Here is a 23,835-nt window from a genome sequence, read left to right on the forward strand (position 1 = left end):
TTCCGTGACCTATGTTTTGTCCGCAAACCCGGCCTCTTCCCAAGCTTTATAAAGGACTACGGCAACGGACGTAGCTAAATTCAACGATTCCGTATGACTCTTCATGGGTATGGTCAACGCCTGCCGGCAAGCCTCCGCACACGCTTGAGACAGACCGTTTCCCTCATTTCCGAAGGCGATGACAGTCGGTTGTCGCCAATCAACCTGAGTATACAGCTTATTCGCACCGAGCAAGGTTCCCGTCAAAATACGTTTTTTCTCGTCGCAAAAAGCACTTATCCGTTCAAGTGAAACATTCTGTACGACAGGAACCTTAAAAATGGCACCCATAGCGGAACGGACCGTCTTCCCGTTATATAAGTCCACGCAATCGGGACTTAAAAAAACAGCTCCTACATTGGCAGCAGCCGCCGTTCGCAAGATGGTTCCCAAATTTCCCGGGTCCTGTATGGCTTCTAAATATAGAATAGGTCGTTCATTTGCCACTTCCGGCAAGTTTTTGAAAGTATATTCAAAGAAAGGTAAAATCGCCGTAATTCCCTGAGACGAATGCGTTTCTTTCACCTTCTCATATATCCGGTCGGGCAACAAATACCACTCCCAGCCGACTTTCTCCGACTCGGCTTGAAGATTCTGAAGCTCCGGCCGCTCAACGATCTCGGCCGCTACCAAACAGATACCGTCCGTAATACCCATATGTACCGCATCTTCTACAATGCGAAATCCTTCGGCAATAAGGCGCCGTTCTTCATATCTGTATTTTTTTTGCTGCAACCGTACAGCCAGCTTTACCAGACGATTGTCACGCGACGTAATTTCTTTCATCTTTTCTCCTGCCCTATAGTCAGTAAGGGGATGTGACAAAACGGATCGCCGCTTTGCTACATCCCCTATAATTAACGAGCTCTTATTTATTCGATTCTTGACGATTGGACTGAACCAGGCCTTCGCGATTTTGACGAACGCTTGCCAACGTTTTTTCCAACGTGGATTCAACGTACTGCAAAACTTGTCCGGCATAGGTTACAGAACTGTTTCGCAAATCTTCGGAAGAATGATTGGCATTTTGAATAATTTGGTTGGCATGTTCTTGTGACTGACGCACGATTTCGCTTTCTTCAGTCAATTTGGCAATATAATCCTTAGCCTGTGCTACCATGCTGTCTGCATGACGCTGTGCATCGGCAATGATTTTATCCCGTTCAGCCAAGACTTTACGTGCCTGTTCTACTTCATCAGGCATTGCCCCTTTCAATTCGTCCACAATAGCCAATAACTCTTCTTCATCGACGACCTTTTTATTTGTAAAAGGCATCTTGGATGCATTCACTACAATACTTTCCAAATCTTCCAATAATTTTTCCGAGTTCATCTGATTCCACACCCCTATATCTGATATTTATCCTTGAACTTTTCTTTCAGGCGCTTAGCCGTGAAATCCGGGACGAGACCGTCCAGTTTGCCGCCGAAACAGGCGAGCTCCCGTATGCCCGAAGAGCTGAGATACGAATAGTTCGTATTCGACATAATAAATACGGTTTCCAAAGTCGGTTCCAACTGCTTCATTAACAGAGCGCGCTGAAACTCGTATTCAAAATCCGTAACGGCCCGTAAACCGCGAATAATAACGGTAGCCCCTCGTTCAACGGCATATTCGTTCAAGAGGCCTTGGAAACTGACGACTTCAACATTGGGAATATGCCCTACGGCTTGCCGTAACAACTCTTCCCGTTCTTCCATAGAAAAAAGCGGGTGTTTACCGGGATTTGCAAAAATCGCGATAATAAGCTTATCTACTAACTTGGCACTGCGTTCAAAAACATCAACATGGCCGTTTGTCACAGGGTCGAAACTGCCCGGACAGATACCGATACGCAAAATTATTCCCCATTTCTACGTTTGACGATAAAAGAGATACGCGTTTCCTTCCCGTATTTCTTCTCCCGTACAACCGTGTATGACTCGCTCGGCATAATATCTTCACGAGCGGAGTGCTCCATAATAAGCAGGCCCGTGTCGGACAAGAGCCCGTAATTCATAACCGTTGAAATCGTCTCATTGACAAAGTCTTTATCATACGGCGGATCTGCAAAGATATAATCGAACGTTTGCCCTTCCAGATGTTGTAAGGCATTTTTATGATTCAAAGGCAATACCTTGCAACGCTCGGAGACTTTACATAATTCGGCATTTTTCTTAATGAGAGAAGCCGTGCGAACGTCGATAAAAACGCCTTCCGACGCACCGCGACTCATGGCTTCCAACCCCAAGGCACCGGTGCCGGCAAAAATATCCAACACGCGCTTTTCATAGAAAGATGAAGTTGCCAAAATATTAAAAAGACTCTCCCGCGTCCGATCCAATGTCGGTCGCGTCGCCATACCCTGCGGCGATTTCAGAATACGTCCCCGTGCACTGCCGGAGATAATCCTCACCATGACCACCTGCTTGTACATAATCAATTATACACGATTTTTTTCGTATATCAACCGAATTTAACCGATTGCTCGACCTTCCGTAAACTTACTTTTTCTCAATCCGTTCAACCTTCAATTCCTTGCCTTGTGACAACCGAATGAGATTATCCTTATGCCTTACAATGACAATAAGTGCCGCTACGGTCCCGAAAATAAAAACGGGCCAAGGTTCCTTAAAATACCACAACGTCAAGGGTACAAGCAAGGCCGCCACTACCGAACCGAGAGACACCAGTCGAGTCAAGCCGACGATAACGCACCAGACGAAAAAAACAATGGTCGTCTCAACAGGAGCCAGATACAAAATAATACCCAGACCCGTAGCCACGCCTTTACCGCCCTTAAAGTGTAAAAATACAGATGCCGAATGTCCGATAAGAGCCAATAATCCGCCCATAATCATACAGTATACGGTAAGTGCGGGATCATAAATATTTCCGGCCGTTTGACCGAGATATACGCCCAGAACCCCCTTACCTACATCAGCTATGAGTACACATAACCCGGCGGGAGCTCCCAAGACACGATACGCATTGGTAGCTCCTATATTCTTACTGCCGTAGTCTCGTAAATCCGTATTGAAAAATACCCGCCCTACAATGAGTCCGCTGGGAACGGAACCGATGACATAGGCAACTAAAAGCAGTAAAAAGGGATACACTATTCATCCTCTCCTTTTTTGCCGCGCGTAATAATCCTCACAGGCGTACCTTCAAAACCGAAGGTTTCGCGCAATCGGTTTTCTATATACCGTTTGTACGAAAAGTGGAGCAAAGCCGGATCGTTGACAAACAGAACAAAGGTCGGCGGCGCTACGGAGGCTTGAGTCAAATAATAAATTTTCAACGGTCGGCCACCCTTGGTAGGCGGCGGGTTGGTAAGTTGAGCATCGGCCATGAGCTCGTTTAAGATACTCGTCGATACACGCATGTGCTGCTGTTCCGAAACGTATTTAACCAAATCGGCCAGTCGATCCACACGTTGGTGCGTAAGAGCCGAGGCATAGAGAACGGGAGCATATTGCAAAAAGGCCAACTCGCGGCGTATATCTTCCGTATAGCGCAAGGATGTCTTACTGTCCTTGGTTACCAGATCCCACTTATTGACAATAATAATACAGCCCTTACCTGACTCATGAATATAGCCGGCAATCTTCTTATCCTGTTCCGTTACGCCTTCTACACCGTCCAAGACAAGAACGGCCACGTCGGAACGGTCAATAGCCCGCAAGGCGCGAACAACACTGTAGCGTTCTACAGGTAAGTCGATTTTTCCCTTACGCCGCATCCCTGCCGTATCGATTAAAACGAATTCCGTACCGTCATGTTTCCAATGTGTATCAATGGAATCTCGAGTCGTTCCGGCCATATCGCTGACAATGACTCGTTCTTTTCCGAGAAGGGCGTTGGTCAATGACGATTTACCTACATTGGGACGACCTACGAGGGCAATATGGACGACACTTTCGTCGTCTTCCTGCACGGGAACCTCTTTAATATGACTGAGCACCTCATCCAGCAAATCACCGAGATTCATAAGGTTAACAGCCGAAACACCGATAGGGTCACCCAAGCCGAGCCCGTAAAATTCGTAAATATTAACTTCCTGTTCTACACTGTCAATTTTATTGACAACAAGAATGACCGGTTTTCCCGACGCTCTCAACATAGCCGCAATTTCCTGGTCCTGCGGCTGGATACCGGTCTTACCGTCAACAACATATAAGATGACATCCGCCTCGTGAATAGCCAGCTCGGCCTGATAACGCATGGACGTAAAAATATTGTTGTCCGAGTCGACAAATTCGATGCCGCCCGTATCAATGAGTGTAAATTCCCTACCGAGCCATTCTGCATCGAAATAAATACGATCGCGAGTTACTCCGGGTAAGTCTTCTACAATAGAAATACGTTTTTTGACAATGGCGTTAAAAAGCGTCGATTTTCCTACGTTAGGCCGTCCGACGACGGCTACCAAAGGTTTATACATATGCTTATCCTCTATTCATCATATTGTGCAGGCCAATGATAGAGTAACTCCTTTAACTGAGGAGCAAACTCACTGACCTCGACAGGCACGCCGACAGATGCCGAAAATTCTTTTAACGTGATGTCGTCCAAGAAAATATCTTCGCCCTTACGCAATGCCGTTCCGGGCACAATCAGACCGTCATACGTTCCGTCCAATTCCTTAAAAGCCCGTTCCATATCTTGAGCCGTCAGTAAGCCGGCCACATTAATTTGCGTGCCGAAATAATGATTTTCTACGGCAATCACATGAACGATCAGATTCTCTACCGATACTTCGGCAATCAGCTCTTTTAAAAAATCATATGCCAAGGTCCCCGTAAAAAGAGCCAGCTTCAAAGGCTTATCATATGACTTTCGAACTTCACCCTTCCAACCGTGCCACTCCTGTTCAAAAAAGCGGAGCATGCCTACGCCGTCTTCTATCTGCCCGTATCCGTCATAATATTCATTGTCCGGCACGGGAACCGAAGCTTTCAAAAAGAATTCGTCAGCCAAATATACAAAACTGCCGCGACCGTCTTTGCGTCCCTGATCTATAAACGGGCGAGATCGCTTAATAATATCGGCGGCAATTTCAGGCGTAACAGGCTGTAATTCTTCACAGTCCATACGAAACTTCGTAGTTCCCAACGGCACGACGGCTACGCCGAGAATATTCGATCCCAATCCGGACAGATCCGTCAAAGTCTTCGTGAACTCGTCGCCGTCATTATACCCCGGAACGAGAACGATTTGGCAATACAAGTCTATATCATTATCCGTCAAACGACGCAGTCTTTCAAGAATATCGCCCGTCTTTTCTTGGCGCATCATCTTTTTGCGCAACTCTCCGTTCGTCGTATGGACGGATACGTGTAAAGGCGATAAATGGAATTGTACAATACGTCGCAAGTCATCTTCCGTCATATTGGACAAGGTGATAAAACTGCCCGTCAAAAAGGACATGCGATAGTCGTCGTCCTTCACGTATAAGGACGGTCTCATTCCTTTGGGCATTTGCGCAATAAAACAAAATATACAATTATTATGGCACTGACGAATATGGTCGAATACGGCCGACTCCATCGTAATGCCGATGTCTTCCCCAAATCTCTTTTGGAAATAACACTCTTTCAGCGTGTCGCCTTCTTTTACGACAAGACGCACTTCTTCATCGGCAAGAGCAAAGTTGAGATCAATCAGATCCTCCACCTTTTGTCCGTTAACGGAAACAATTGTATCGCCTACGTGCAACCCCTGACGTTGTGCCTTACTGCCTTCTTCAATAGCGGCAATGACGGCCTTTGTCTCTTGCTTTTCCATACAATCCCCCAGATACGAAAAAGAGGGTAATCGTACAGCCGATTACCCTCCAGCTTCGTTATTAGTTTTCTTCTACAGCATCTCCGATAGTGCCGTTTTCAGTTTCCTGATGGTTTTCCAGATAGTCGTTAATTTCACGAGCCGTTTCATCTTCTTCGATGGCAACAACGCTCAAGGAAATTTTCTTCTTATCCGTATCGATACCGATAATCTTTACATCCAGCACATCGCCGACTGCAATCAAATCTTTAACAACGGCTCCGCGTTTATCCGTCAGTTCCGAAACATGGAGAAGGCCTTGCAATTCCGGGTCAATGGCAAGAATAGCACCGAAGGGTAACAACTTCTTAACTTCCCCTTTAACCACATCGCCCACTTCGAATTTTTCAACAGCCACAATCCAGGGGTTCTTCTGCAAAGCTTTCATAGAAAGAGAAATACGGTTGCGTTCTTCGTCGAATTTCTGAACGAGAACTTCCACTTTTTCGCCTACTTCCAACACATCTTCTACGGCATTAATACGTTTCCACGAAATATCGGAAATGTGGAGTAACCCTTCTACACCGCCCAAGTCGATAAATGCACCGTAGGGCATAACTTTAACAACCGTACCTTCTACAACCGAACCTTCTTCAATGGTTTTCAATACTTCAGCGCGTTTCTTTTCTCTCTCTACTTCAAGAACGGCCTTACGGGAAAGGACGAGACGATTTTTGTGTTCATCCATATCGATAACCTTAACCGTAAAGGTTTCGCCTACGAGGTAGTCCAGGGACTTAACAAAACGAACATCACCTTGCGAAAGGGGAATAAAGCCGCGCAACGATTTGATAGCTACGACAAGACCGGCTTTGTTCGTTTCTTTACCTACGCATTCGACAAGTTCATCCGCTTCGAATGCGGCACGTACTTCTTTCCAATCTTCGACTTTCTTCATGCGTACGAGAGATACGACAATCGATCCTTCTTCTTTGATGTTGTTAGCAATTTCTACAGTCAGTTCTTGCCCGACTTGAACGAAATCGCTCGCCTTTTCGGGAGCCGGAACAGCCATTTCCTTCTTAGGCAAAACGGCTTCGGCTTTCGTACCGATGGAAACATAGGCCGCATCATCATTCACAGAAATAACCGTACCGGTTACCACGTCGCCCTTCTTAGGATTTTCTTCGTAGTCGTACTGATCCAATAACTCTTCACTCATTACCTCTGTGCCTTCAGCTTGCAAATCTTCCATCATCTTAACAACCTCCTGTATTATCCAATCCGGTGTTGAAGCACCGGCAGTAACGCCAATGTCGCTCATACCTCGAAAATCAGCCACATTCAATTCGGATGCCGTTTCGACATGATATGTAGGACACCCTTGTTCGGCACACACCTGTGCTAACCGGCCCGTATTGGCACTGTTTTTGCCGCCGATAACGATCATGGCATCCACTTTTTTCGCCAATTCGACAGCCGCCTCCTGCCGCTGCCGCGTAGCCGTGCAGATAGTCATGTACACATCCAAGTCATCCGTCTTCTCGGCCAATACAGACTCTATCTGTTTAAACCGCGACTGAGAAAACGTTGTCTGCACTACAACTCCCATATGCTCACAATAGGGAATTTCTTTCGCTTCTTCAACCTTATCTATAATAATAGCACGATTGCACCCCCATTGTGAAATGCTAATTACTTCAGGATGGTCCTTTTCACCTACTATTATCAATGCTTTTTTATCATTTATGACTTTTCGGGCATCTTGTTGTGCCTTTTTTACATGGGGGCATGTTGCGTCCACTACATCGAGATGCTTGGCTTCCGCTTCTTCATAGACGTGAGGTCCGACACCGTGTGACCTGATGAGCACTTTCGAACCGTCTGCCACATCTTGTAAACTGTCCACCGGAGAAACACCTCTTGCGCTTAGAGAATTCACTAATTGCGGATTATGTATTATTGGCCCCAGGGTATGTGTTCCTTTTTCAGCTGTCGATGCCAATTCTACGGCTCGTCTGACGCCGTAGCAAAAGCCGCAAGCTTCGGCTATATGCACTCTCATCGGCTTTCGCCTCCGTATTCGTCCAAAAGAGCGGCTACGGAATTACGTACGGCTTCAGTCAATGCCGCTACGTCATCCTTATTCGATGCATCTCCTTCAGGCATTATGAGTTCTCCGAATGCCACACACACGGGGCCGCTTTTTTTCGGCAAGGTACGAGAATTGGTAATGGCTGCCGGTAAGATAGGTGCCTTGGCTCGCAAAGCCATGGCCGCCATCCCTTCGTGAAAACGTCCGAGTTTTCCCGAGTTTTGAGTCGTTCCTTCAGGATAAATACCGAGCACATGTCCGTCCCGAAGCACACGCATGGCCTCGATAATAGCCTTTCGATCCAAATGACCGCGACGTACGGGAAATGTATGGACATATCTCAGAAATCGCCCCATAAGGGGGTTTTTAAACAATTCTTCCTTGGCCATAAAATGAATAAGTCTTGTACTCATGGCGGTCCCCAGTAAAGGCGGATCAAAATAACTCGCATGGTTGGCCGCTACAATAAAAGCCCCTTTTTCAGGTATACGTTCACGGCCGTATACCTTCATACGAAACAAACCGTATGTAATAATATTAAAAATATGGCGTATTACGGAATACCAGAAAGCTTTCATATTTCCCTTTCCTTTATAAGTTTATATAAAAGATCGGCCGTTTCTTCGGCCGTCAACCGGCTGTTGTCCACATGTACCGCATCATCGGCTTCGCGCAGGGGTGAAACACGGCGTTCACTATCGGCCTTGTCACGTGCCGTAATATCGGCCTTGACCTTTTCAAGCGATACATTTTCACCTTTTTCCGCCAACTGAGCACAACGTCTTGCCGCACGAGCTTCAACGGAAGCCGTTAAAAAAACCTTAAGCTCCGCCTTCGGCAAAACGACGGTTCCGATATCCCGTCCGTCTAAAATGACACCGCCGCGGGCGGCAATCTGCCGCTGTAAATCCACCAGCTTTTCCCTTACAGCCGGCAAGGCCGCTACCGCCGATACATGTCCGGTCACTTCGGCACTGCGAATAGGCGCCGTTACATCCGTACCGTTTACAAATACCCGATCCGTTTCGCCCGGCTCCATATATATATCTGCTGTATTGATAAGGCTCTTTAAAGCTTTTTCATCCGCCAAATCGACGTTGGCCTGTAAAACGGCCCATGTCAAAGCTCTGTACATAGCACCCGTATCCAAATATAAGTATCCCGCCCGCTTGGCTACTGCTTTGGCAACACTGCTCTTACCCGCCCCTGCCGGACCGTCTATGGCGACACTGATTTTTTTCATTTCCTATTCACTCCCTCCGGCCGCTTCTACGCCGGCTGCATAACCGGTAGAAAAAGCGGCCTGCAGATTATATCCGCCCGTATAAGCATCGATATCCGTAACTTCTCCGGCAAAATATATATTGGGAACCATCTTGGATTCCATCGTCTTAGGATTGATTTCCCTGACCGACACACCGCCGGCCGTCACGATAGCTTCCGCCAAGGGTCGTACCCCCGTAACGGTAAGTTGCAAATTTTGCAAAGCCTGAACAATCCGTAAGCGAGCCGCTGCCGACAGGGTGTGAACCGGTGCATCCGCCGCCACTTCCGCCTGGCGCAAAACAGCGGGAATCAGCCGTTTCGGCAATAAATCCTTCATGGCGTTTTCCGCCTGTTTACGGTCGTACAACTCAAAATCTCTCTCCAACCGCTTATACAACTTTTCTTCCGATAAAGCCGGCTTTAAATTAATAACGACTTCCATTGGATAAACGGCTTTTTTACTGTGAACAGCCGCCGTACTGAGCATTAAAACGGCGGGGCCGGATATACCGAAGTGCGTAAAAAGCATTTCTCCGAAACGGGATGCGATTTTCTTCTTCCCCTTCCACAGGGTAACATCTACATTTTTCAATGCCAGACCTGTCAGTTCATGTACCCATGTATCGGGCGAAACGAAGGGTATAAGCGAAGGTCTAGGTTCATGAATCGTGTGTCCCAGACCGGCCGCAAAAGTATAACCGTCCCCGGTAGACCCCGTAACGGGATAAGACATACCGCCCGTAGCAATAATGAGTTTATCAAAAAAATACCGGCCTTTAGCGGTAGTGATACGGGGGCGACCGTCATGAACGGCTACGGCCGTAACACCTTCTTCTAAATGTAAGTGTACACCGAAGTCCTTCAATTTAAAATACAGGAGTTTGCGTACTTCTACGGCACTGTCCGATTGAGGAAATACGCGACCGCCCCGTTCCACCTTGGTTTCCAGGCCCCACGAATGCAGGCATTCCAGTAAATCTTCATTTGTAAAACGTTGGTAAACGCTGTACAAAAACTTACCGTTTCCCGGCGTAGAACCTATGAAGTCGGTAATAGGAGCCGCATTCGTCAAGTTACAGCGGCCCTTGCCCGTAATCCCCATTTTCTTTCCCACAATATTGTTTTTTTCAAACAATGATACATCGGCACCCGCTTCGGCAGCTGCCAGAGCAGCCATAATCCCGGCTGCGCCGGCACCGATAATTCCTACGGAATTCATAAATAATCCCCTTATTTATACTTATATAATCCGGCCACTTCTTCACGGGTCAGACGGCGGTAAGCACCGCGTTTGACCCCGCTGAGCGTAAGGAAAGCATATTGTGTGCGCCGCAAATTATGTACCTGGAAACCGAAGTATTCGAACATACGTCGAACCTGTCGATTCCGCCCTTCATGAATGGTAATTTCAACTTCCGTTATATTCGTCGCCCCGTCATACCCTACATAGACAACAACTGCCGGAGCCGTCATTCCGTCTTTCAAGGGTACTCCTTGTGCAAGCTTTTCCAATACGGCATCCGTAATCCGTCCTTTAATGCGTACATTGTATGTCTTGTCTACCAACTTACTGGGGTGCATCAGAATATTGGCCAAGGCGCCGTCATTGGTCATTATCAGTAACCCTTCCGTGTTCTGATCGAGTCTACCTACAGGGTAAATACGGTCTTTTACGTTCTTAAAATAGTCCATAACCGTATTTCTTTCTCTATCGTCTTTAACCGTTGTCAGAACCCCTTTGGGCTTATTAAAAAGATAATATTGCTTAGCCGGTTTTTCCAGTCGTTTCCCGTCTACGACAATAATATCCTTTTGCAAGTCCACCTTGACGCCCGGCGTTTTTACAATCACACCGTTTACGCGTACACGACCGGCTGCTATCATTTCTTCCGACGCTCTTCGCGAAGCGACCCCGCAATTACTCATTATCTTTTGTAAGCGTTCTGTCATCATGTTCCTCCTCATCCGGCGGCAAGGCCTCGGACTCCGTAATCTCCCCTTCAGGTTCTACCTCTTTCGGCATGCGTTCCGCCAAATCATCGACAGAGTCGATACCCAAACATTCCAGAAAATAAGGAGACGTGCCGTATAAAATCGGCCGACCGGGACTATCTTTTCTCCCTAAGTCGACAATCAGATTCTGTTGTAACAAGGCGGAAATCAATCGTTCCGATGAAACCCCTCGTATCTTCTCTACATCCGCCCGAGTCACCGGCTGTTTAAAGGCGATAATAGCCAATACTTCCATAGCCATGGCCGACAGAGTATCAATTTTTTCCCTTTCCCAGTGCAGAACCTCATACAAGTCCTTGCGCGTCGCCAACTGATAACCGCCACCGACACGTAAGAGAACCAGGGCACCTGCGGTGGCCGCCAGTCTCTCTTCAAGAACTTCCGCTGCCGTCTCGATCCGGTCATTGGACCACCCCGTGTGCTTATTTAAAGCCGCAACACTCATAGGCCCACCGCTTAAAAAAAGGAGCCCCTCCAACAAAACGTCATCATTAACGGATGTACTGTAAGGCAAGTGCGTTTCCTTCCTCTCCTGCCGAGACGGTACGACACCGACCGGTCTTTAACAATTCAAGTACGGCCAAAAACGTGATGACCAATTCCAACCGACTTTCACACCGGCTGAACACGGCAGTCACGGCCGCAGGGCCGCCTACTTCTTGCAAATAATCGACAACACGATTCATACATTCATCGACACTGTATATTTCTCTTTCAATTCGCACCGGCTTTGCTGCCGCTTCCTTATCCGCTACGGCCTTGCAAATCGTTTGAAAAGCACGAAAAAGAGCTTCTTTTTCAAGGGTTCCCGAAAATTTCGGTTCGTATGCAAAGGGCGTCCTTTTTCGACTGAGCATAAGGCTTCTTTCTTCCCACAACTTGGCCATAACGGAGGAAGCTTCCTTCATGTGCTTATACTCAAGAAGTTGTCGTACCAATACTTCTTCCGGATCGTCCTCTTCTTCCTCTGCTTCCGTCGCATTGACCTTCGGTAAAAGGCGTCGCGATTTGATTTGCAACAACGCGGCGGCCATGAGAAAAAATTTGCTGCCGTAGTTAACATCAAAGAAATCAATTTGTGCTACATATTCATTAAACTGGTCGGCTATTTCCGCAACGGGAATATGATAAATATCGACTTTATTCTTTTCAATCAGATACAATAACAAATCTAAAGGACCTTCAAAGTCCGATACCTTATAGCGATATTCTTCCACAACAGTCTTCCTTGCTCATATGCTCAAACAACTTAAAAAGAGTGCAACAGAATGGAAATCTCATCCTGTTACACTCCTTCCGATGCAAAAAGATAGCCGGTCCGGAAATATCCGGACCGGCTGTCTTTCGCTTCCTTATTGGTGCCGGGGACCGGAATCGAACCGGTACGGATATTGCTATCCGACGGATTTTAAGTCCGTTGCGTCTGCCAGTTCCGCCACCTCGGCATGACAAACTTTAGAAGCTTATGGAGGCGGCACCCAGAATCGAACTGGGGATGAAGGTTTTGCAGACCTCTGCCTTACCGCTTGGCTATGCCGCCGTATATGGAGCGGAAAACGAGGCTCGAACTCGCGACCCCCACCTTGGCAAGGTGGTGCTCTACCACTGAGCTACTTCCGCATATGTGGTGCTCAGGGACGGAATTGAACCGCCGACACGGGGATTTTCAGTCCCCTGCTCTACCGACTGAGCTACCTGAGCAAAAATGGCGACCTCGATCGGATTTGAACCGACGATCTTCGCCGTGACAGGGCGACATGTTAACCGCTACACCACGAGGCCGTATATCGTTCGGAATCGGTAAACAGTCCGAACAAAAAGAATTATAGCATGAAGGCTTTTATTTGGCAATAGTTTTTGCCCATGAATCTTTCAACAAGTTTATCTCCCCTATTGTCTTTATTATATACTATAAATCATTGTTTTATAAATTAACTTGTCCCCTAAAATACCTTTATATTATCTGTTATACCTTTTCGATACCTGTTATAATAAACACATGTATTTTCTGAATGAATGGGCTGTAATCTTTCACCACGCCCAATCCGAATAAATCGACAAAGGGGCTTTTCTTATGAAAATTATCGATATCTTAAAAAATAAACGAGTAACATTGTCTTTTGAAGTATTTCCTCCCAAAACAGCCGATGCCGTCCCGACAGCCTTGGCAGCTGCCGAAGCTATTGCCGCATTGCATCCTGATTTTATGTCCGTTACCTACGGGGCCGGCGGCGGTACGTCGGATTTTACGGTACACATCGCTTCAGCCGTCAAAAAGACTTACGGTGTGGAAGTAATGCCGCATCTCACCTGCCTGTCCAGTACGAAGGAAAAGGTAACCGAAACCTTGCAAGACTATAAAGAAGCGGGCTTTGAAACAATTATGGCTTTGCGCGGTGACGTTCCCGCCGACGGTACTAGAAAAAACGACTTTGAACATGCTACGGATTTAATGAAGCAGATCAAAAGCTTCGACTCCTCTATGGCTCTGGGCGGTGCCTGCTATCCTGAAGGCCATCCCGAATCGCCTTCCTTGGCAGCCGATATTGAAAATATAAGACGCAAAGTAGATGCGGGAGCGCAGTTCTTGTCTACACAAATGTTTTTTGACAATTCCCTTTTCTACTCCTACCTCAACAGACTCCATGCCGCCGGCATAGACGTACCCGTTTTGGCAGGTATTATGCCTATTACAAACAAACGCATTCTGACCCGATCTCTTGCTATGTCCGGTACCGCTGTCCCTGCTCGTTACATTGCCATGGTCGATGCCTACGGAGATTCTCCCGAAGCTATGAAACAGGCCGGCATTGCCTATGCTACGGAACAAATTCTGGACCTGTATGCTAACGGCGTCAGAAACGTTCATGTTTTTGCCATGAACAAACCGGACGTGGCCAAGGCTATTTCTGAAAATATTCGCCCTGTTCTCGATTACTTGAATTCTAAATAAGGATTGAAGAATTTATGGTTACATTACGACGAAAAGAAATTTATCGCTACCTCGGCTTTCGTAATACACAACCTCCTGAAGATATGGTGCAACGGGTGGAAACCTGTGTGGAGGAAATGGAACGAGCCGCGGTTTTTCGCACTACACACAAACGCTTTCCCGTCACGATAACAGCACCGAATACGGTGGAAACGGCCGGTCTTACCATTTACTCCAAACATTTGTATAAGAACCTTAGCGGCTGCGACTATGTATACCTTTTTGCCGCTACAGTCGGTATCGGAATCGACCGCCTCATTAAGCGGGGCGAAGTGGGCGGCATGATTGATGCCCTCATCTACCAGGCTGCCGGTGCGGAAATGATAGAAGCTTACGTAGACGAGCTGAATACAAAGCTGAAAATTCAGGCTGCGGCGGAAGGGTACAAACTTCGTCCTCGCTTCTCACCGGGCTACGGAGACCTGCCCATAGACTTGCAGCGCGACTTTTCACGCATTCTGCAACTTCCCAAGACCTGCGGCATAACCTTGACGAACACTCTTCTCATGGTGCCGTCCAAATCGGTTACAGCCTTTATAGGCTGTACGAAAGAAACACCCGTAAAGGACGAATCCGTATACTTAGCCGACGTAGTGAATCCTTGGGAAGCTACGAGACCCGGAGCCGGCGTATCAACACAAGAAACTGAAAATACGAATGTCGAAAAATGCCGCTTTTGCACAAAAGGTGACTGTGAATTCCGACTTTAACATGAAATTAACCTGTTTAGGAGAATTATAAATGAGACAAGATTTAAGAAAACGCCTCGGCAAGGAACGTCTGTTCTTCGACGGCGGGACCGGTTCTCTCTTACAAGCCGCCGGCCTCAAACCCGGTGAATTGCCTGAAACGTGGAACTTAACCCGCGCCGATGTCATTATAGACTTACATAAACAATACTTGGATTCAGGCTGCCATATTTTTAACACGAATACCTTCGGCGCCAATCGCCTGAAATACCCGGATAATCTGGACGATATCGTTACGGCTTCTATCCGTCTGGCCAAGGAAGCTCGCCGCCTTGCTAATCGCGAAGATGACGCCTATGTAGCCCTTGACATCGGTCCTACGGGAAAACTTCTCGAACCGATGGGGGATCTGCCTTTTGAAGAAGCTGTAGATATTTTTGCCGACTTGGTTAAAATAGGCGTCCGCGAAGAAGCCGACCTCATTCTGATTGAAACGATGAATGACTCGTACGAAGCCAAGGCCGCCTTACTGGCTGCCAAAGAAAACAGTGACCTGCCCGTCCTTTTAACCTGCGTCTTTGATGAAGGCGGCAAGATGCTCACCGGCGGGACGCCCGAATCGATGGTCGCCATGGCGGAAGGACTCGGGGTAGACGGCATCGGTACGAACTGTTCCCTAGGTCCTGCAGCTATGCTTTCTACCGTAAAAAGGTTTGTAGCCGCCGCTTCCGTCCCCGTCCTCGTCAATCCCAATGCGGGCTTACCCGAATCAATTGACGGTCAAACGGTTTATAACGTCGATGCTCATGAGTTTGCCAAAGAAATGAAAGACATTGTCGAAGCGGGTGCACACGCCGTCGGCGGTTGTTGCGGTACGACACCCGAATACATTCAAGCCCTTATCGCTGAAGTGGAGGATATTCCTTTCATACCGCCCACTCCTAAGCATAAAACAGTCATTTCTTCTTTCTCACGCACATCCCTCATCGGCGATGAGGCTCAACCTCTGATTATCGGTGAACGCATCAATCCGACAGGCAAAAAGCGCTTCAAACAGGCTCTGATTGATCACGACATCGACTATATTATCTCCCAAGGTTTGGAACAGGAAAAAGCGGGTGCCCATGCACTGGACGTCAACGTCGGTTCTCCCGAAGTAGACGAAGTGGAACTCATTCAGGAAGTGGTAGGTAAACTCCAGTCCATTCTGCCCTTGCCCTTACAAATCGATACATCTAATGTAGAAGCCATGGAAAAGGCCCTGCGCATGTACAACGGTAAAGCTCTGATTAACTCCGTCAACGGCAAGGAAGAAACGATGGAAGCCGTCTTTCCGCTTGTCAAGAAATACGGCGGCGTTGTCATCGGCTTAGCCCTCGACGAAGACGGCATTGCCGATACGGCAGACGGCCGCGTAGCCGTAGCCCGTAAAATCTATGAACGTGCCGCCGACTACGGTATTGCCAAAGAGAACGTCATTATTGACGGCCTCTGCATGACCGTTTCGGCAGACCCCGAATCGGCCCTTGTTACCTTGGAAACCATTCGTCGCATTCACGACGAGTTGGGCGGAAACACCATCCTCGGGGTTTCCAATATTTCCTTCGGCTTACCGGCCCGTGAACTCATAAACTCTTACTTCTTTGCCATGGCCCTGCAAGCCGGTCTTTCATCGGCTATTATTAACCCGAATAACAAAGCTATGATGCAAGCTTATCGTACCTACTGTGCTTTATCGGGCAAGGATACGAACTTTACAAACTTCATTACGGCTTATCAAAATTACGAAACACCGGACAAGCGGGTGCAAAAAGCCGTGGATGACTATAAACGCAAAGTCTTAAGCGCCCTCGATTTGGACGGTGCCGACCTGTCTCACATAAGAAATGTAAAAAAAGAAACGGACACTCCTTCCGCTCCTGACGCAACGAAAGACGAAACTTACGGTAACAAGTTGATGGAAGCCGTAGAGCGCGGCATGGCCGGCCCTGCCGCCGAAGCAACGCACAACGCGCTTTTGACACGAAATGCCTTGGACATCATTAATGAAGACCTCGTTCCCGCCCTCGACAACGTAGGGCAAGGCTTTGAAAAAGGAACCCTCTTTCTGCCTCAGCTTTTAATGGCTGCCGAAGCGGCCAAGGCCGCCTTTGCCGTCGTAAAAGAAGCGTTAACGGATGCACCTCAAGAAACAAAGGGCAAGGTCATCTTGGCTACCGTTAAGGGCGATATTCACGACATTGGCAAGAATATTGTCAAAGTCCTTTTAGAAAACTACGGTTATCAGGCTGTAGATTTGGGACGTGACGTCGCTCCTGAAACAATCGTCGAAACAGCGGTGAAAGAAGACATTCGCCTGGTCGGACTGTCGGCCCTCATGACGACGACAGTCGTCAACATGGAAGAAACTATCCGCCTCTTACGAGAAAAAAAGCCCGATTGCAAAGTCATTGTCGGCGGGGCCGTCATGACCAAGCAATACGCCGATTCCATCGGTGCCGACTGCTACGGAAAAGACGCCATGAGCACCGTTCGCTACGCCGACGAACTTTTGGAACAGGGATTGATGTAAGATCCGTAGAAACTTGAAATGTTCTGAATATCTGCTAAACTTTTAAAAGATGAATCACCGTTCAGTCAAATCGGACCTGGGGAATTGCACCCCATTTGCCGTACACTGAACGGTGATTTTTATGTTTATATCCGTACCCCCTATTCCCTTACCATCTTCACTAAGATAAATCCATATTGTTTAAGCATACAAAGCTTATTGTTTTGAATAATGAATCTACTTTATGTTACGATTTTCTTAATCTATCTTTTTGAAAGGTCGTACATAAACGATGAGAAAAATCATAATAGCCTTATTGTTCCTATTTTCCTGTTCAGTAATACCTTCTTTCGCCGCCAATTGGTATTATGTGGCCGGTGACGATACTATTTCTTTCTTCATTGATAATTCTTCTGTAATAAAGAACAATCATGAGGCTGTCGTCTGGGTAAAAACAATAAATACTGATGGCAGCTATGCACTTCGCCAAGTAAGGCTTACGTATTCACCGCATACATTTACCTTTTTGAGTGAAAACTTCTATGATGCGACCGGCAATATCATACATAGCCGAATTTACTCCTCATATTCACAGAAAACAGTCCCCGTTCCGCCCGATACATTTGTAGACGCTATCTGGCACCTCATTTGGTCCTACTAACATATAACGCAAAAAGGAGAGCCTCTCGGCTCTCCTTTTTCATTTCTCTATTCACTTATTAGAACTTGTAGCCCATGCCTACCTGCCAACCCTTAACATCATTGTCGTAGTTGTTTACGTCAATGTCGTCACGACGATATTTAACATGTGCATCCAAGTTTTCGTTGAAGTTGTAGCCTACGCCGACTTCGTACGTATTCACATCATCACCGATACCTACGGAACCGAACGCCGTAACCTTATCAGCTACGGGAACCTGTCCTTCCAAGCCGATTTGTCCGCCGTAATCATGGTCTCTGTGACCGGCCATCTTCGTATTGACACGAGTTACGCCGCCGAAAGCGGAGATGTACGGGTTAATATGGTAAATACCTCTAACGGCATGTTCGTTTACACGGTCACCGTTATGGCTTGCTTTCGTATTGTTGTTATCGTACTGCAAGTCTACCTTGTCATTCAAGACATAGGTTACGTCGCCGCCGGAGAAATGAGTCTTTGCATCTCGATGACCCATTTTCTGATCAAAACCGTAGTTTACATCGATTTTAAGATCGCCCTGTTGGCGGTTCTGAACGGGAGTACCTGCTGCATATACCATGGCGCCGGCCGATACGAGAGTAGCCAGCAAGGCCGCTGTAATTACCTTTTTCATAATTCTGCACCTCCAAAAAATCAAGTACACTTATATAATCTTAAGTGACATTACCTGTATTATACGGGATTTCTCCAAAAACTTCAATTATCGGTATGAACACAAGATTGTCTCAGCCGCTTCTACAACCTGTTTCACTGTAATAACACTGATGCCTTTATACTTTCCTTCGCGGATAATTTTTTTCATGCTTTTTCCCGTTACATATTCTTGTGTCGACTCAAGAACGACAGCCTTATCCGTATAAGGACCGTAAAACTTGGGATTACTCGGTCCGTATAGAGCTACAACGGGAACTTTACGAGCTACGGCTACGTGCATGGGACCGCTGTCATTGGTAATAAAAAGTTTGCACCGTCCTACAGCTGCCGCCAATTCACCGATAGAGAATTTCCCCGTCCCTACGAGAGCCTGTGATTCCATTAAGGATACGGCCTCATGAACCATATCCACATCCGTCGGTCCGCCGAAAAACACGCACGTATACCCCTGTAAGGCAAAATAATCGGCTACGGCGGCAAAACGTTTCGGCGGCCAACGCTTTTGTTCAACGGCACTGCCGATATTAAAGCCTATGAGCGGCGTATCTGCTTCTATTCCGTGGCTGACATAAAAAGTCTCGGCCTTCTTTTCCCAATCGGGGCAGGTAAAAAACTCCAGTCCTTCATTTTCCGTATCCGTCACGCCCAATTGTTTCAACACATCTATGTACATGTCGGCTGCATGCAAATGCAGTCGATCCAGACGCGTATATTTCGTCATAAAGGGTCGAAACAAAAAATGACTCATGCCGACAAATTCCTTAGCCCCTACGGCAGTAGCTAAAAAAGACGTCCGTTCGTTGGGATGCAGGTTAATGAGTAAATCATAGTCTTTGCCGTGCAACTTTCTGCCGATTCTCCATAAGGCACCGACAGAATTGTCGGCCCCCTTCTTATCCACTTCTACCAGTTCATCAATATTGGGATTATAGCGTACCGTATCGGCTACCTTTTTATCAACGACCAAGGTAATCTTCGAACCCTGTGCATTCTTACGTAGAACATGCAAAAAGGGCGTAATCAAAATAACATCGCCCAGATGCATCAAATAAGTAACGATAATTCGTTTATTAGTTAAGTCGATCATTGCGTTTCTCCATAACCTCTTCATAGGTCTGCCAAACGGAATCAACTGTAATGGCTTTCATACATTCAGGGTCATCCGTCACAGGATGCTCCGTCGTAGCCGTCGATGTGGGCGAAACAACGAGATGGATATAATCACCGTTTTTACCGCCATAAGGCCCGGTCCTCTCAGGACTGGTAGGTCCGAAGAGAGCTATCAGTTCTTTCTTTAAAGCATTGGCAATATGTAAGGGTCCCGTGTCAACACTGACAAAAAGGGTTGCTCCTTCAATATAAGCCGTCAGTTCTTTCAAGCTCGTATATCCGATTTTATTGATAACGTAATCGCCCGCTTCCTTGCAGTAGAAACATACGCCTTCGCATATAAGTCGGCCTTTTTCCTCGTCATCGGCACTTCCGAGAAGTACCGTATACATACCGCTATAGGCTACGCGAGCAACAAAATTCGCCCAATAATCTACAGGCCACTCCTTAACAGCTCGGCGCGTTCCCGGCACTACGACGATGTAAGGCTTGCCGCCCGTAAGAGTCGCTAATTTTGCGGCAACTTCAACTCGTTCTTTTTCAATGGAGGCCAGGGGAAACTCAACATCATTGACCGTCCCACCGAGACAACGGACCACATCGAGATATCGCTCAATAACGTGGTCATATGCATGAGGTCCTTTAAGTCCTTTGCTGATAAGACAACTTCCTTCACGCATTTCCCAATAACCGACCTTTTTACGGGCTCCGCTGTTAAAGGCCACAATTGCACTTTTAGCAAGGCCTTGCAAATCAATGGATAAATCGAAGTGGTAAGCATGCAAGGTCTTTCTCAATTCAAACCAATAGGAGAGCTTTTTCAGCTTCTTCTTATCCACGTAGACAATGTCGTCAATAAAAGGCTTTTCCGGTAAAAGTGCGGAAAAATTCTCATGTACAGCCCAGACAATACGAGCCCGGGGACAATTCTGTCGCAAGGCATGCAGAGTCGGAAGTGCATGGAGTACGTCTCCCAAGGAGCTCATTTTAATAATCAGTATATTCTTATATGGCTCCATCTACATTTCTCTCCTTCAGAATCCCGTCGACAAAGGTTTTCAACGAACCGCCTGAGAACAAGTATCCGTCCAGTCCCGCACGCTCAGCCGCCTCAATATCCCGCGGACTGTCGCCGACGAGAAAGGATTTTTCCTTATCGATATCATAATCGGCAAAGGCCTGCAAAATCATACCCGGTTCGGGCTTGCGCCATGAACTTTTACGATCATAAGCGGCAACAGTTGCTCCTTCCAAGTAGGGACAATAATAAACCTTTTCGATTTTTCCGCCGGCTTCGGCAACTTCTTCGCACATCCAACGATGTAGACGGTTCACATCATCTTCCGTATAATAGCCGCGGGCTACGCCGCTTTGGTTGGTTACGACAAAAGCGGCATAGCCCAAGTTATGTAAGTGAGCGAACGTGTCCTTAGCCCCGTCCGTCCAAATAAAATCTTCACGTTTATACAAATAACCGGCATCTTCGTTAATGACACCGTCACGATCGAAAAAGACGGCTTTCATTAGGCAAAGTACCCGTCGTGTTTATCCAAGAGTTCGCAATATTCCTTTACGGCGTCAACCAAGGGCGTAAATCCTTTGTCATAGCCGGCATCGGTAAGTTTTGTCGTGTCGGCTGTCGTAAAGCTCTGATACTTTCCTTTTAGAATTTCCGGGAAGGGTACATATTCAATGCTACCCGTACCACAATAATCAATAATCCCCTTAACAAATTCATTAAAGGTATGCCCCGTACCTGTCCCGCAATTATAGATCCCCGACAATTCGGGATACTCCCAAAAATAGAAAAGGACCTTTACTACATCATTGACATAAATAAAGTCACGAATCTGACCGCCATTTTCATATCCTGCCGTCCCTTCAAATAAGGTGATCTTCCCTTTCTCCTTTAATTCATGATACTTCTGGAAAATAAGAGAAGCCATGCGATCCTTATGATTTTCCTGGGGGCCGAATACATTGAAGTAGCGGAAGCCTGCCACCTGACTTTGCGCATAAGGCAAGATGCGTCGCACATAGCGATCAAACTGTAACTTTGAAAAAGCATAAGGGTTTAGAGCTTCTTCACAATCCGAAACTTCACGGAAGCCGTTCTTACCGCTGCCGTACGTAGATGCCGACGAGGCATACAACAAAGGAATCCTCCGTTCCAAACAATAGTGCAGAATATCCTTACTGCCTTCATAATTATTTTTCATCATATAGCGACCGTCATAGTTCATCGTATCCGAGCAAGCACCTTCATGGAAGATGACATCTACGGGGCCGCAATCAAAGGAACCGTCGGCCATCAGATCCGCAAAGTCTTCATAGTCCATATAATCGGCAAACTGAAGGCTTTGCAAGTTCCGGCATTTACGGCCGTCCGTCAAATCGTCGACGACGAGAATATCATCAATCCCCCGTTCGTTGAGTTTCTTTACAATATTACTGCCTATAAAGCCGGCACCGCCTGTTACGATAATCATAGTTTCCCCTTCTTTACCAAGTCGCCAATCTTTTCAATCAACCCGGTCGTCGAATATCCGTCTTCAAACCGAATGACTTCCGTCCGATCCGCATATTCACGACCGACAATATCTTCCAACTTATAGTCTCCGCCTTTGACTAAAATATCCGGACGCAGTACGGAAAGCAATTCTTTCGGCGTGTCCTCATCAAAAACAACCACATCATCAACACAAGCCAAGGCACTGAGAAGAAGAGCCCTATCTTCTTGACGGTTTAAAGGCCGCGTTTCCCCCTTCAGCCGTCTGCATGACGCGTCGGAATTCAGTCCCACAATGAGATGCTGTCCCAAAGTTGCCGCCTGCTGCAAGTAGAGAACGTGTCCGCGATGTAAGATATCAAAGACTCCGTTTGTAAAGACAACAGTTTCTCCCTTATCTTGCCACATGCGCACGCGAACCGCCATATCCTGAATCGTCAAGGAGCGATACGGTTCTCTGTGGATATACTGCTGACGATGTGACCAGAGTTCCGAAAGTTCTCGTCTGTGTACAGGATAAGTGCCAACCTTGGCAACTACAATTCCCGCCGCCGCATTGGCTATATTAAGAGCCGTACGGATGGACAACTTGCCTCCCACGGCTGCTATAAACGCTGCCGCTACCGTATCTCCGGCACCGGATACATCGAAGACTTCCTGAGAGGTAGCCGGGTTATTCCATACCTTACCGTCCTTGCTGACCAGGGTAATCCCCATTTCTGAACGAGTAATCATAAGGTTGCCGAAATTATAACGCCCCAGCACCTTATGAGCAGCTTCTACAACCGCTTCCGTATCATTAGGCACATCATAGCCGATACATTGAGACAGTTCTTTCATGTTAGGCGTTACGAAATCTGCCCCGCTATATTTTGTCCAGTCGCTTCCTTTCGGGTCAACGAGAACGGGGATTTTAGCCTTATTGGCTCCTGAAATAAGCATTTTTGCCACTTCATCCGTCAATACGCCCTTGTTATAATCCGACAGAACAAGGCCGTCCAGCCCTGCGGCGATACGATCGTCAAGCCACCCCTGAAGTTCAGCCCGTTCCTGTTCTGTAAAACTCGTAATTTCTTCGAAATCGAGACGGGCCATCTGCTGTCTCGCTCCTAAGATACGCATTTTCGTCGTCGTTGCGTGATCATCCCGCGTAATCAATCCCGAACTGTCAATGCCGCCTTCCGCCAAAAGACTCTTTAAAAGACCGCCGTTAGCATCGTCACCGATAAGACCCGCCAAGTAAACATTGCAATCGAGATGTGCCAGATTAGCCGCAACATTGGCCGCCCCGCCAAGGACGGATGTCATACGATCCACCTTGTTAATAGGCACAGGCGCCTCGGGAGAAATTCGCTCTACCTTACCGTACACATAGCGATCGACCATAACATCGCCCACAACGGCAATACGCAGTTGCGGCAGTTGATTATTTAAAAAATTATCAATATACCGTTCCGTTTTCAACACC

General features: G+C 47.1%; 23 protein-coding genes and 5 tRNA genes. 3 read left to right on the forward strand and 25 right to left on the reverse strand.

The window, feature by feature from the left end:
• Positions 1–9: 9 nt before the first annotated feature.
• The 19 genes from HMPREF9429_RS07755 to HMPREF9429_RS07845 form a co-directional block, all read right to left on the reverse strand.
• Positions 10–825, reverse strand: a complete 816-nt coding sequence (locus HMPREF9429_RS07755) for a TrmH family RNA methyltransferase (RefSeq protein ID WP_006942895.1) — start codon at positions 823–825, stop codon at positions 10–12.
• 82 nt (positions 826–907) lie between these two features.
• Entirely contained in the window at positions 908–1,372 is a 465-nt protein-coding gene (locus tag HMPREF9429_RS07760) for an ATP synthase subunit B family protein (protein ID WP_006942897.1), read from the reverse strand.
• Between the two features lie 14 nt (positions 1,373–1,386).
• Positions 1,387–1,878: a pantetheine-phosphate adenylyltransferase gene (coaD, locus tag HMPREF9429_RS07765; RefSeq protein ID WP_040774160.1), complete on the reverse strand. Its 492-nt coding sequence runs from the start codon at positions 1,876–1,878 to the stop codon at positions 1,387–1,389.
• 2 nt (positions 1,879–1,880) lie between these two features.
• The gene (gene rsmD, locus HMPREF9429_RS07770; protein ID WP_232216659.1) at positions 1,881–2,438 is read right to left on the reverse strand and encodes a 16S rRNA (guanine(966)-N(2))-methyltransferase RsmD; all 558 of its coding nucleotides are present in this window, start codon (positions 2,436–2,438) and stop codon (positions 1,881–1,883) included.
• Positions 2,439–2,523: 85 nt separating this feature from the next.
• A complete protein-coding gene (gene plsY, locus HMPREF9429_RS07775; RefSeq protein ID WP_006942902.1) occupies positions 2,524–3,138 on the reverse strand; it encodes a glycerol-3-phosphate 1-O-acyltransferase PlsY in 615 nt (204 codons plus the stop codon).
• Positions 3,138–4,466, reverse strand: coding sequence for a ribosome biogenesis GTPase Der (gene der, locus HMPREF9429_RS07780; RefSeq protein WP_006942903.1), 1,329 nt, complete (start codon positions 4,464–4,466; stop codon positions 3,138–3,140). Before der ends, plsY begins: the two co-directional genes overlap by 1 nt.
• Positions 4,467–4,477: 11 nt before the next feature.
• Positions 4,478–5,821: a DUF512 domain-containing protein gene (locus HMPREF9429_RS07785; RefSeq protein ID WP_269479174.1), complete on the reverse strand. Its 1,344-nt coding sequence runs from the start codon at positions 5,819–5,821 to the stop codon at positions 4,478–4,480.
• 49 nt (positions 5,822–5,870) lie between these two features.
• Positions 5,871–7,853 carry a bifunctional 4-hydroxy-3-methylbut-2-enyl diphosphate reductase/30S ribosomal protein S1 gene (locus HMPREF9429_RS07790; protein ID WP_006942905.1) on the reverse strand — a complete coding sequence of 661 codons (1,983 nt, stop codon included), beginning with the start codon at positions 7,851–7,853 and terminating at the stop codon, positions 5,871–5,873.
• Complete coding sequence (locus HMPREF9429_RS07795) at positions 7,850–8,461, reverse strand: lysophospholipid acyltransferase family protein (RefSeq protein ID WP_006942906.1); 612 nt, start codon at positions 8,459–8,461, stop codon at positions 7,850–7,852. Before HMPREF9429_RS07795 ends, HMPREF9429_RS07790 begins: the two co-directional genes overlap by 4 nt.
• On the reverse strand, positions 8,458–9,126 hold the full coding sequence (gene cmk / locus HMPREF9429_RS07800; RefSeq protein WP_006942911.1) for a (d)CMP kinase: 669 nt from the start codon (positions 9,124–9,126) through the stop codon (positions 8,458–8,460). Before cmk ends, HMPREF9429_RS07795 begins: the two co-directional genes overlap by 4 nt.
• A gap of 3 nt (positions 9,127–9,129) precedes the next feature.
• Positions 9,130–10,368 (reverse strand): BaiN/RdsA family NAD(P)/FAD-dependent oxidoreductase, encoded by a 1,239-nt coding sequence (locus HMPREF9429_RS07805; protein WP_006942913.1) that lies wholly within the window; start codon positions 10,366–10,368, stop codon positions 9,130–9,132.
• A gap of 11 nt (positions 10,369–10,379) precedes the next feature.
• On the reverse strand, positions 10,380–11,099 hold the full coding sequence (locus tag HMPREF9429_RS07810; protein WP_071585517.1) for a pseudouridine synthase: 720 nt from the start codon (positions 11,097–11,099) through the stop codon (positions 10,380–10,382).
• Entirely contained in the window at positions 11,068–11,676 is a 609-nt protein-coding gene (gene scpB, locus HMPREF9429_RS07815; RefSeq protein WP_071585518.1) for an SMC-Scp complex subunit ScpB, read from the reverse strand. The genes HMPREF9429_RS07810 and scpB overlap by 32 nt, the downstream gene beginning before the upstream one ends.
• The gene (locus tag HMPREF9429_RS07820; protein ID WP_006942935.1) at positions 11,654–12,379 is read right to left on the reverse strand and encodes a segregation and condensation protein A; all 726 of its coding nucleotides are present in this window, start codon (positions 12,377–12,379) and stop codon (positions 11,654–11,656) included. The genes scpB and HMPREF9429_RS07820 overlap by 23 nt, the downstream gene beginning before the upstream one ends.
• A gap of 139 nt (positions 12,380–12,518) precedes the next feature.
• Positions 12,519–12,607: transfer RNA gene (locus tag HMPREF9429_RS07825), tRNA-Leu, on the reverse strand.
• A gap of 21 nt (positions 12,608–12,628) precedes the next feature.
• Positions 12,629–12,702: transfer RNA gene (locus HMPREF9429_RS07830), tRNA-Cys, on the reverse strand.
• A 5-nt stretch (positions 12,703–12,707) separates the two neighbouring features.
• Positions 12,708–12,782: transfer RNA gene (locus HMPREF9429_RS07835), tRNA-Gly, on the reverse strand.
• A 5-nt stretch (positions 12,783–12,787) separates the two neighbouring features.
• Positions 12,788–12,863 (reverse strand) — tRNA-Phe (locus tag HMPREF9429_RS07840).
• Positions 12,864–12,868: 5 nt separating this feature from the next.
• Positions 12,869–12,944, reverse strand: a tRNA-Asp gene (locus HMPREF9429_RS07845).
• 292 nt (positions 12,945–13,236) lie between these two features.
• Here HMPREF9429_RS07845 and metF point away from each other — a divergent pair.
• Genes metF through HMPREF9429_RS07860 form a run of 3 tightly spaced genes read left to right on the forward strand, consistent with a single transcriptional unit; the run spans position 13,237 to position 17,415 of the window.
• Positions 13,237–14,115, forward strand: a complete 879-nt coding sequence (gene metF / locus HMPREF9429_RS07850; RefSeq protein ID WP_006942937.1) for a methylenetetrahydrofolate reductase [NAD(P)H] — start codon at positions 13,237–13,239, stop codon at positions 14,113–14,115.
• Between the two features lie 14 nt (positions 14,116–14,129).
• Positions 14,130–14,864: a vitamin B12 dependent-methionine synthase activation domain-containing protein gene (locus tag HMPREF9429_RS07855; RefSeq protein ID WP_006942938.1), complete on the forward strand. Its 735-nt coding sequence runs from the start codon at positions 14,130–14,132 to the stop codon at positions 14,862–14,864.
• Positions 14,865–14,895: 31 nt separating this feature from the next.
• Entirely contained in the window at positions 14,896–17,415 is a 2,520-nt protein-coding gene (locus HMPREF9429_RS07860; RefSeq protein ID WP_006942939.1) for a homocysteine S-methyltransferase family protein, read from the forward strand.
• Positions 17,416–18,113: 698 nt separating this feature from the next.
• Here HMPREF9429_RS07860 and HMPREF9429_RS07865 read toward each other — a convergent pair.
• The 6 genes from HMPREF9429_RS07865 to rfaE1 form a co-directional block, all read right to left on the reverse strand.
• A complete protein-coding gene (locus HMPREF9429_RS07865) occupies positions 18,114–18,707 on the reverse strand; it encodes an outer membrane beta-barrel protein (RefSeq protein WP_006942940.1) in 594 nt (197 codons plus the stop codon).
• Between the two features lie 87 nt (positions 18,708–18,794).
• A complete protein-coding gene (locus HMPREF9429_RS07870) occupies positions 18,795–19,835 on the reverse strand; it encodes a glycosyltransferase family 9 protein (RefSeq protein ID WP_006942941.1) in 1,041 nt (346 codons plus the stop codon).
• On the reverse strand, positions 19,819–20,877 hold the full coding sequence (locus HMPREF9429_RS07875) for a glycosyltransferase family 9 protein (RefSeq protein ID WP_006942942.1): 1,059 nt from the start codon (positions 20,875–20,877) through the stop codon (positions 19,819–19,821). Before HMPREF9429_RS07875 ends, HMPREF9429_RS07870 begins: the two co-directional genes overlap by 17 nt.
• A complete protein-coding gene (locus HMPREF9429_RS07880) occupies positions 20,864–21,382 on the reverse strand; it encodes a D-glycero-alpha-D-manno-heptose-1,7-bisphosphate 7-phosphatase (RefSeq protein ID WP_006942943.1) in 519 nt (172 codons plus the stop codon). The genes HMPREF9429_RS07875 and HMPREF9429_RS07880 overlap by 14 nt, the downstream gene beginning before the upstream one ends.
• Positions 21,382–22,347, reverse strand: coding sequence for an ADP-glyceromanno-heptose 6-epimerase (gene rfaD, locus HMPREF9429_RS07885; RefSeq protein ID WP_006942945.1), 966 nt, complete (start codon positions 22,345–22,347; stop codon positions 21,382–21,384). Before rfaD ends, HMPREF9429_RS07880 begins: the two co-directional genes overlap by 1 nt.
• Positions 22,344–23,834, reverse strand: a complete 1,491-nt coding sequence (rfaE1, locus tag HMPREF9429_RS07890) for a D-glycero-beta-D-manno-heptose-7-phosphate kinase (protein WP_006942946.1) — start codon at positions 23,832–23,834, stop codon at positions 22,344–22,346. The genes rfaD and rfaE1 overlap by 4 nt, the downstream gene beginning before the upstream one ends.
• Position 23,835: the final 1 nt, after the last annotated feature.

The sequence above is a fragment of the Megasphaera micronuciformis F0359 genome (genome assembly GCF_000165735.1).
In the GTDB taxonomy this organism is placed as follows: Bacteria; Bacillota; Negativicutes; order Veillonellales; family Megasphaeraceae; genus Megasphaera; species Megasphaera micronuciformis.

Coding starts and splice junctions, on each gene's coding strand:
- rfaD (WP_006942945.1), bottom strand. CDS start 22,347: ATGATTATCGTAACAGGCGGTGCCGGCTTTATAGGCAGTAATATTGTA.
- HMPREF9429_RS07760 (WP_006942897.1), bottom strand. CDS start 1,372: ATGAACTCGGAAAAATTATTGGAAGATTTGGAAAGTATTGTAGTGAAT.
- HMPREF9429_RS07875 (WP_006942942.1), bottom strand. CDS start 20,877: ATGGAGCCATATAAGAATATACTGATTATTAAAATGAGCTCCTTGGGA.
- HMPREF9429_RS07795 (WP_006942906.1), bottom strand. CDS start 8,461: ATGAAAGCTTTCTGGTATTCCGTAATACGCCATATTTTTAATATTATT.
- HMPREF9429_RS07805 (WP_006942913.1), bottom strand. CDS start 10,368: ATGAATTCCGTAGGAATTATCGGTGCCGGCGCAGCCGGGATTATGGCT.
- cmk (WP_006942911.1), bottom strand. CDS start 9,126: ATGAAAAAAATCAGTGTCGCCATAGACGGTCCGGCAGGGGCGGGTAAG.
- HMPREF9429_RS07860 (WP_006942939.1), top strand. CDS start 14,896: ATGAGACAAGATTTAAGAAAACGCCTCGGCAAGGAACGTCTGTTCTTC.
- HMPREF9429_RS07855 (WP_006942938.1), top strand. CDS start 14,130: ATGGTTACATTACGACGAAAAGAAATTTATCGCTACCTCGGCTTTCGT.
- HMPREF9429_RS07790 (WP_006942905.1), bottom strand. CDS start 7,853: ATGAGAGTGCATATAGCCGAAGCTTGCGGCTTTTGCTACGGCGTCAGA.
- HMPREF9429_RS07865 (WP_006942940.1), bottom strand. CDS start 18,707: ATGAAAAAGGTAATTACAGCGGCCTTGCTGGCTACTCTCGTATCGGCC.
- HMPREF9429_RS07755 (WP_006942895.1), bottom strand. CDS start 825: ATGAAAGAAATTACGTCGCGTGACAATCGTCTGGTAAAGCTGGCTGTA.
- HMPREF9429_RS07870 (WP_006942941.1), bottom strand. CDS start 19,835: ATGATCGACTTAACTAATAAACGAATTATCGTTACTTATTTGATGCAT.
- metF (WP_006942937.1), top strand. CDS start 13,237: ATGAAAATTATCGATATCTTAAAAAATAAACGAGTAACATTGTCTTTT.
- der (WP_006942903.1), bottom strand. CDS start 4,466: ATGTATAAACCTTTGGTAGCCGTCGTCGGACGGCCTAACGTAGGAAAA.
- HMPREF9429_RS07880 (WP_006942943.1), bottom strand. CDS start 21,382: ATGAAAGCCGTCTTTTTCGATCGTGACGGTGTCATTAACGAAGATGCC.
- HMPREF9429_RS07810 (WP_071585517.1), bottom strand. CDS start 11,099: ATGACAGAACGCTTACAAAAGATAATGAGTAATTGCGGGGTCGCTTCG.
- rsmD (WP_232216659.1), bottom strand. CDS start 2,438: ATGGTGAGGATTATCTCCGGCAGTGCACGGGGACGTATTCTGAAATCG.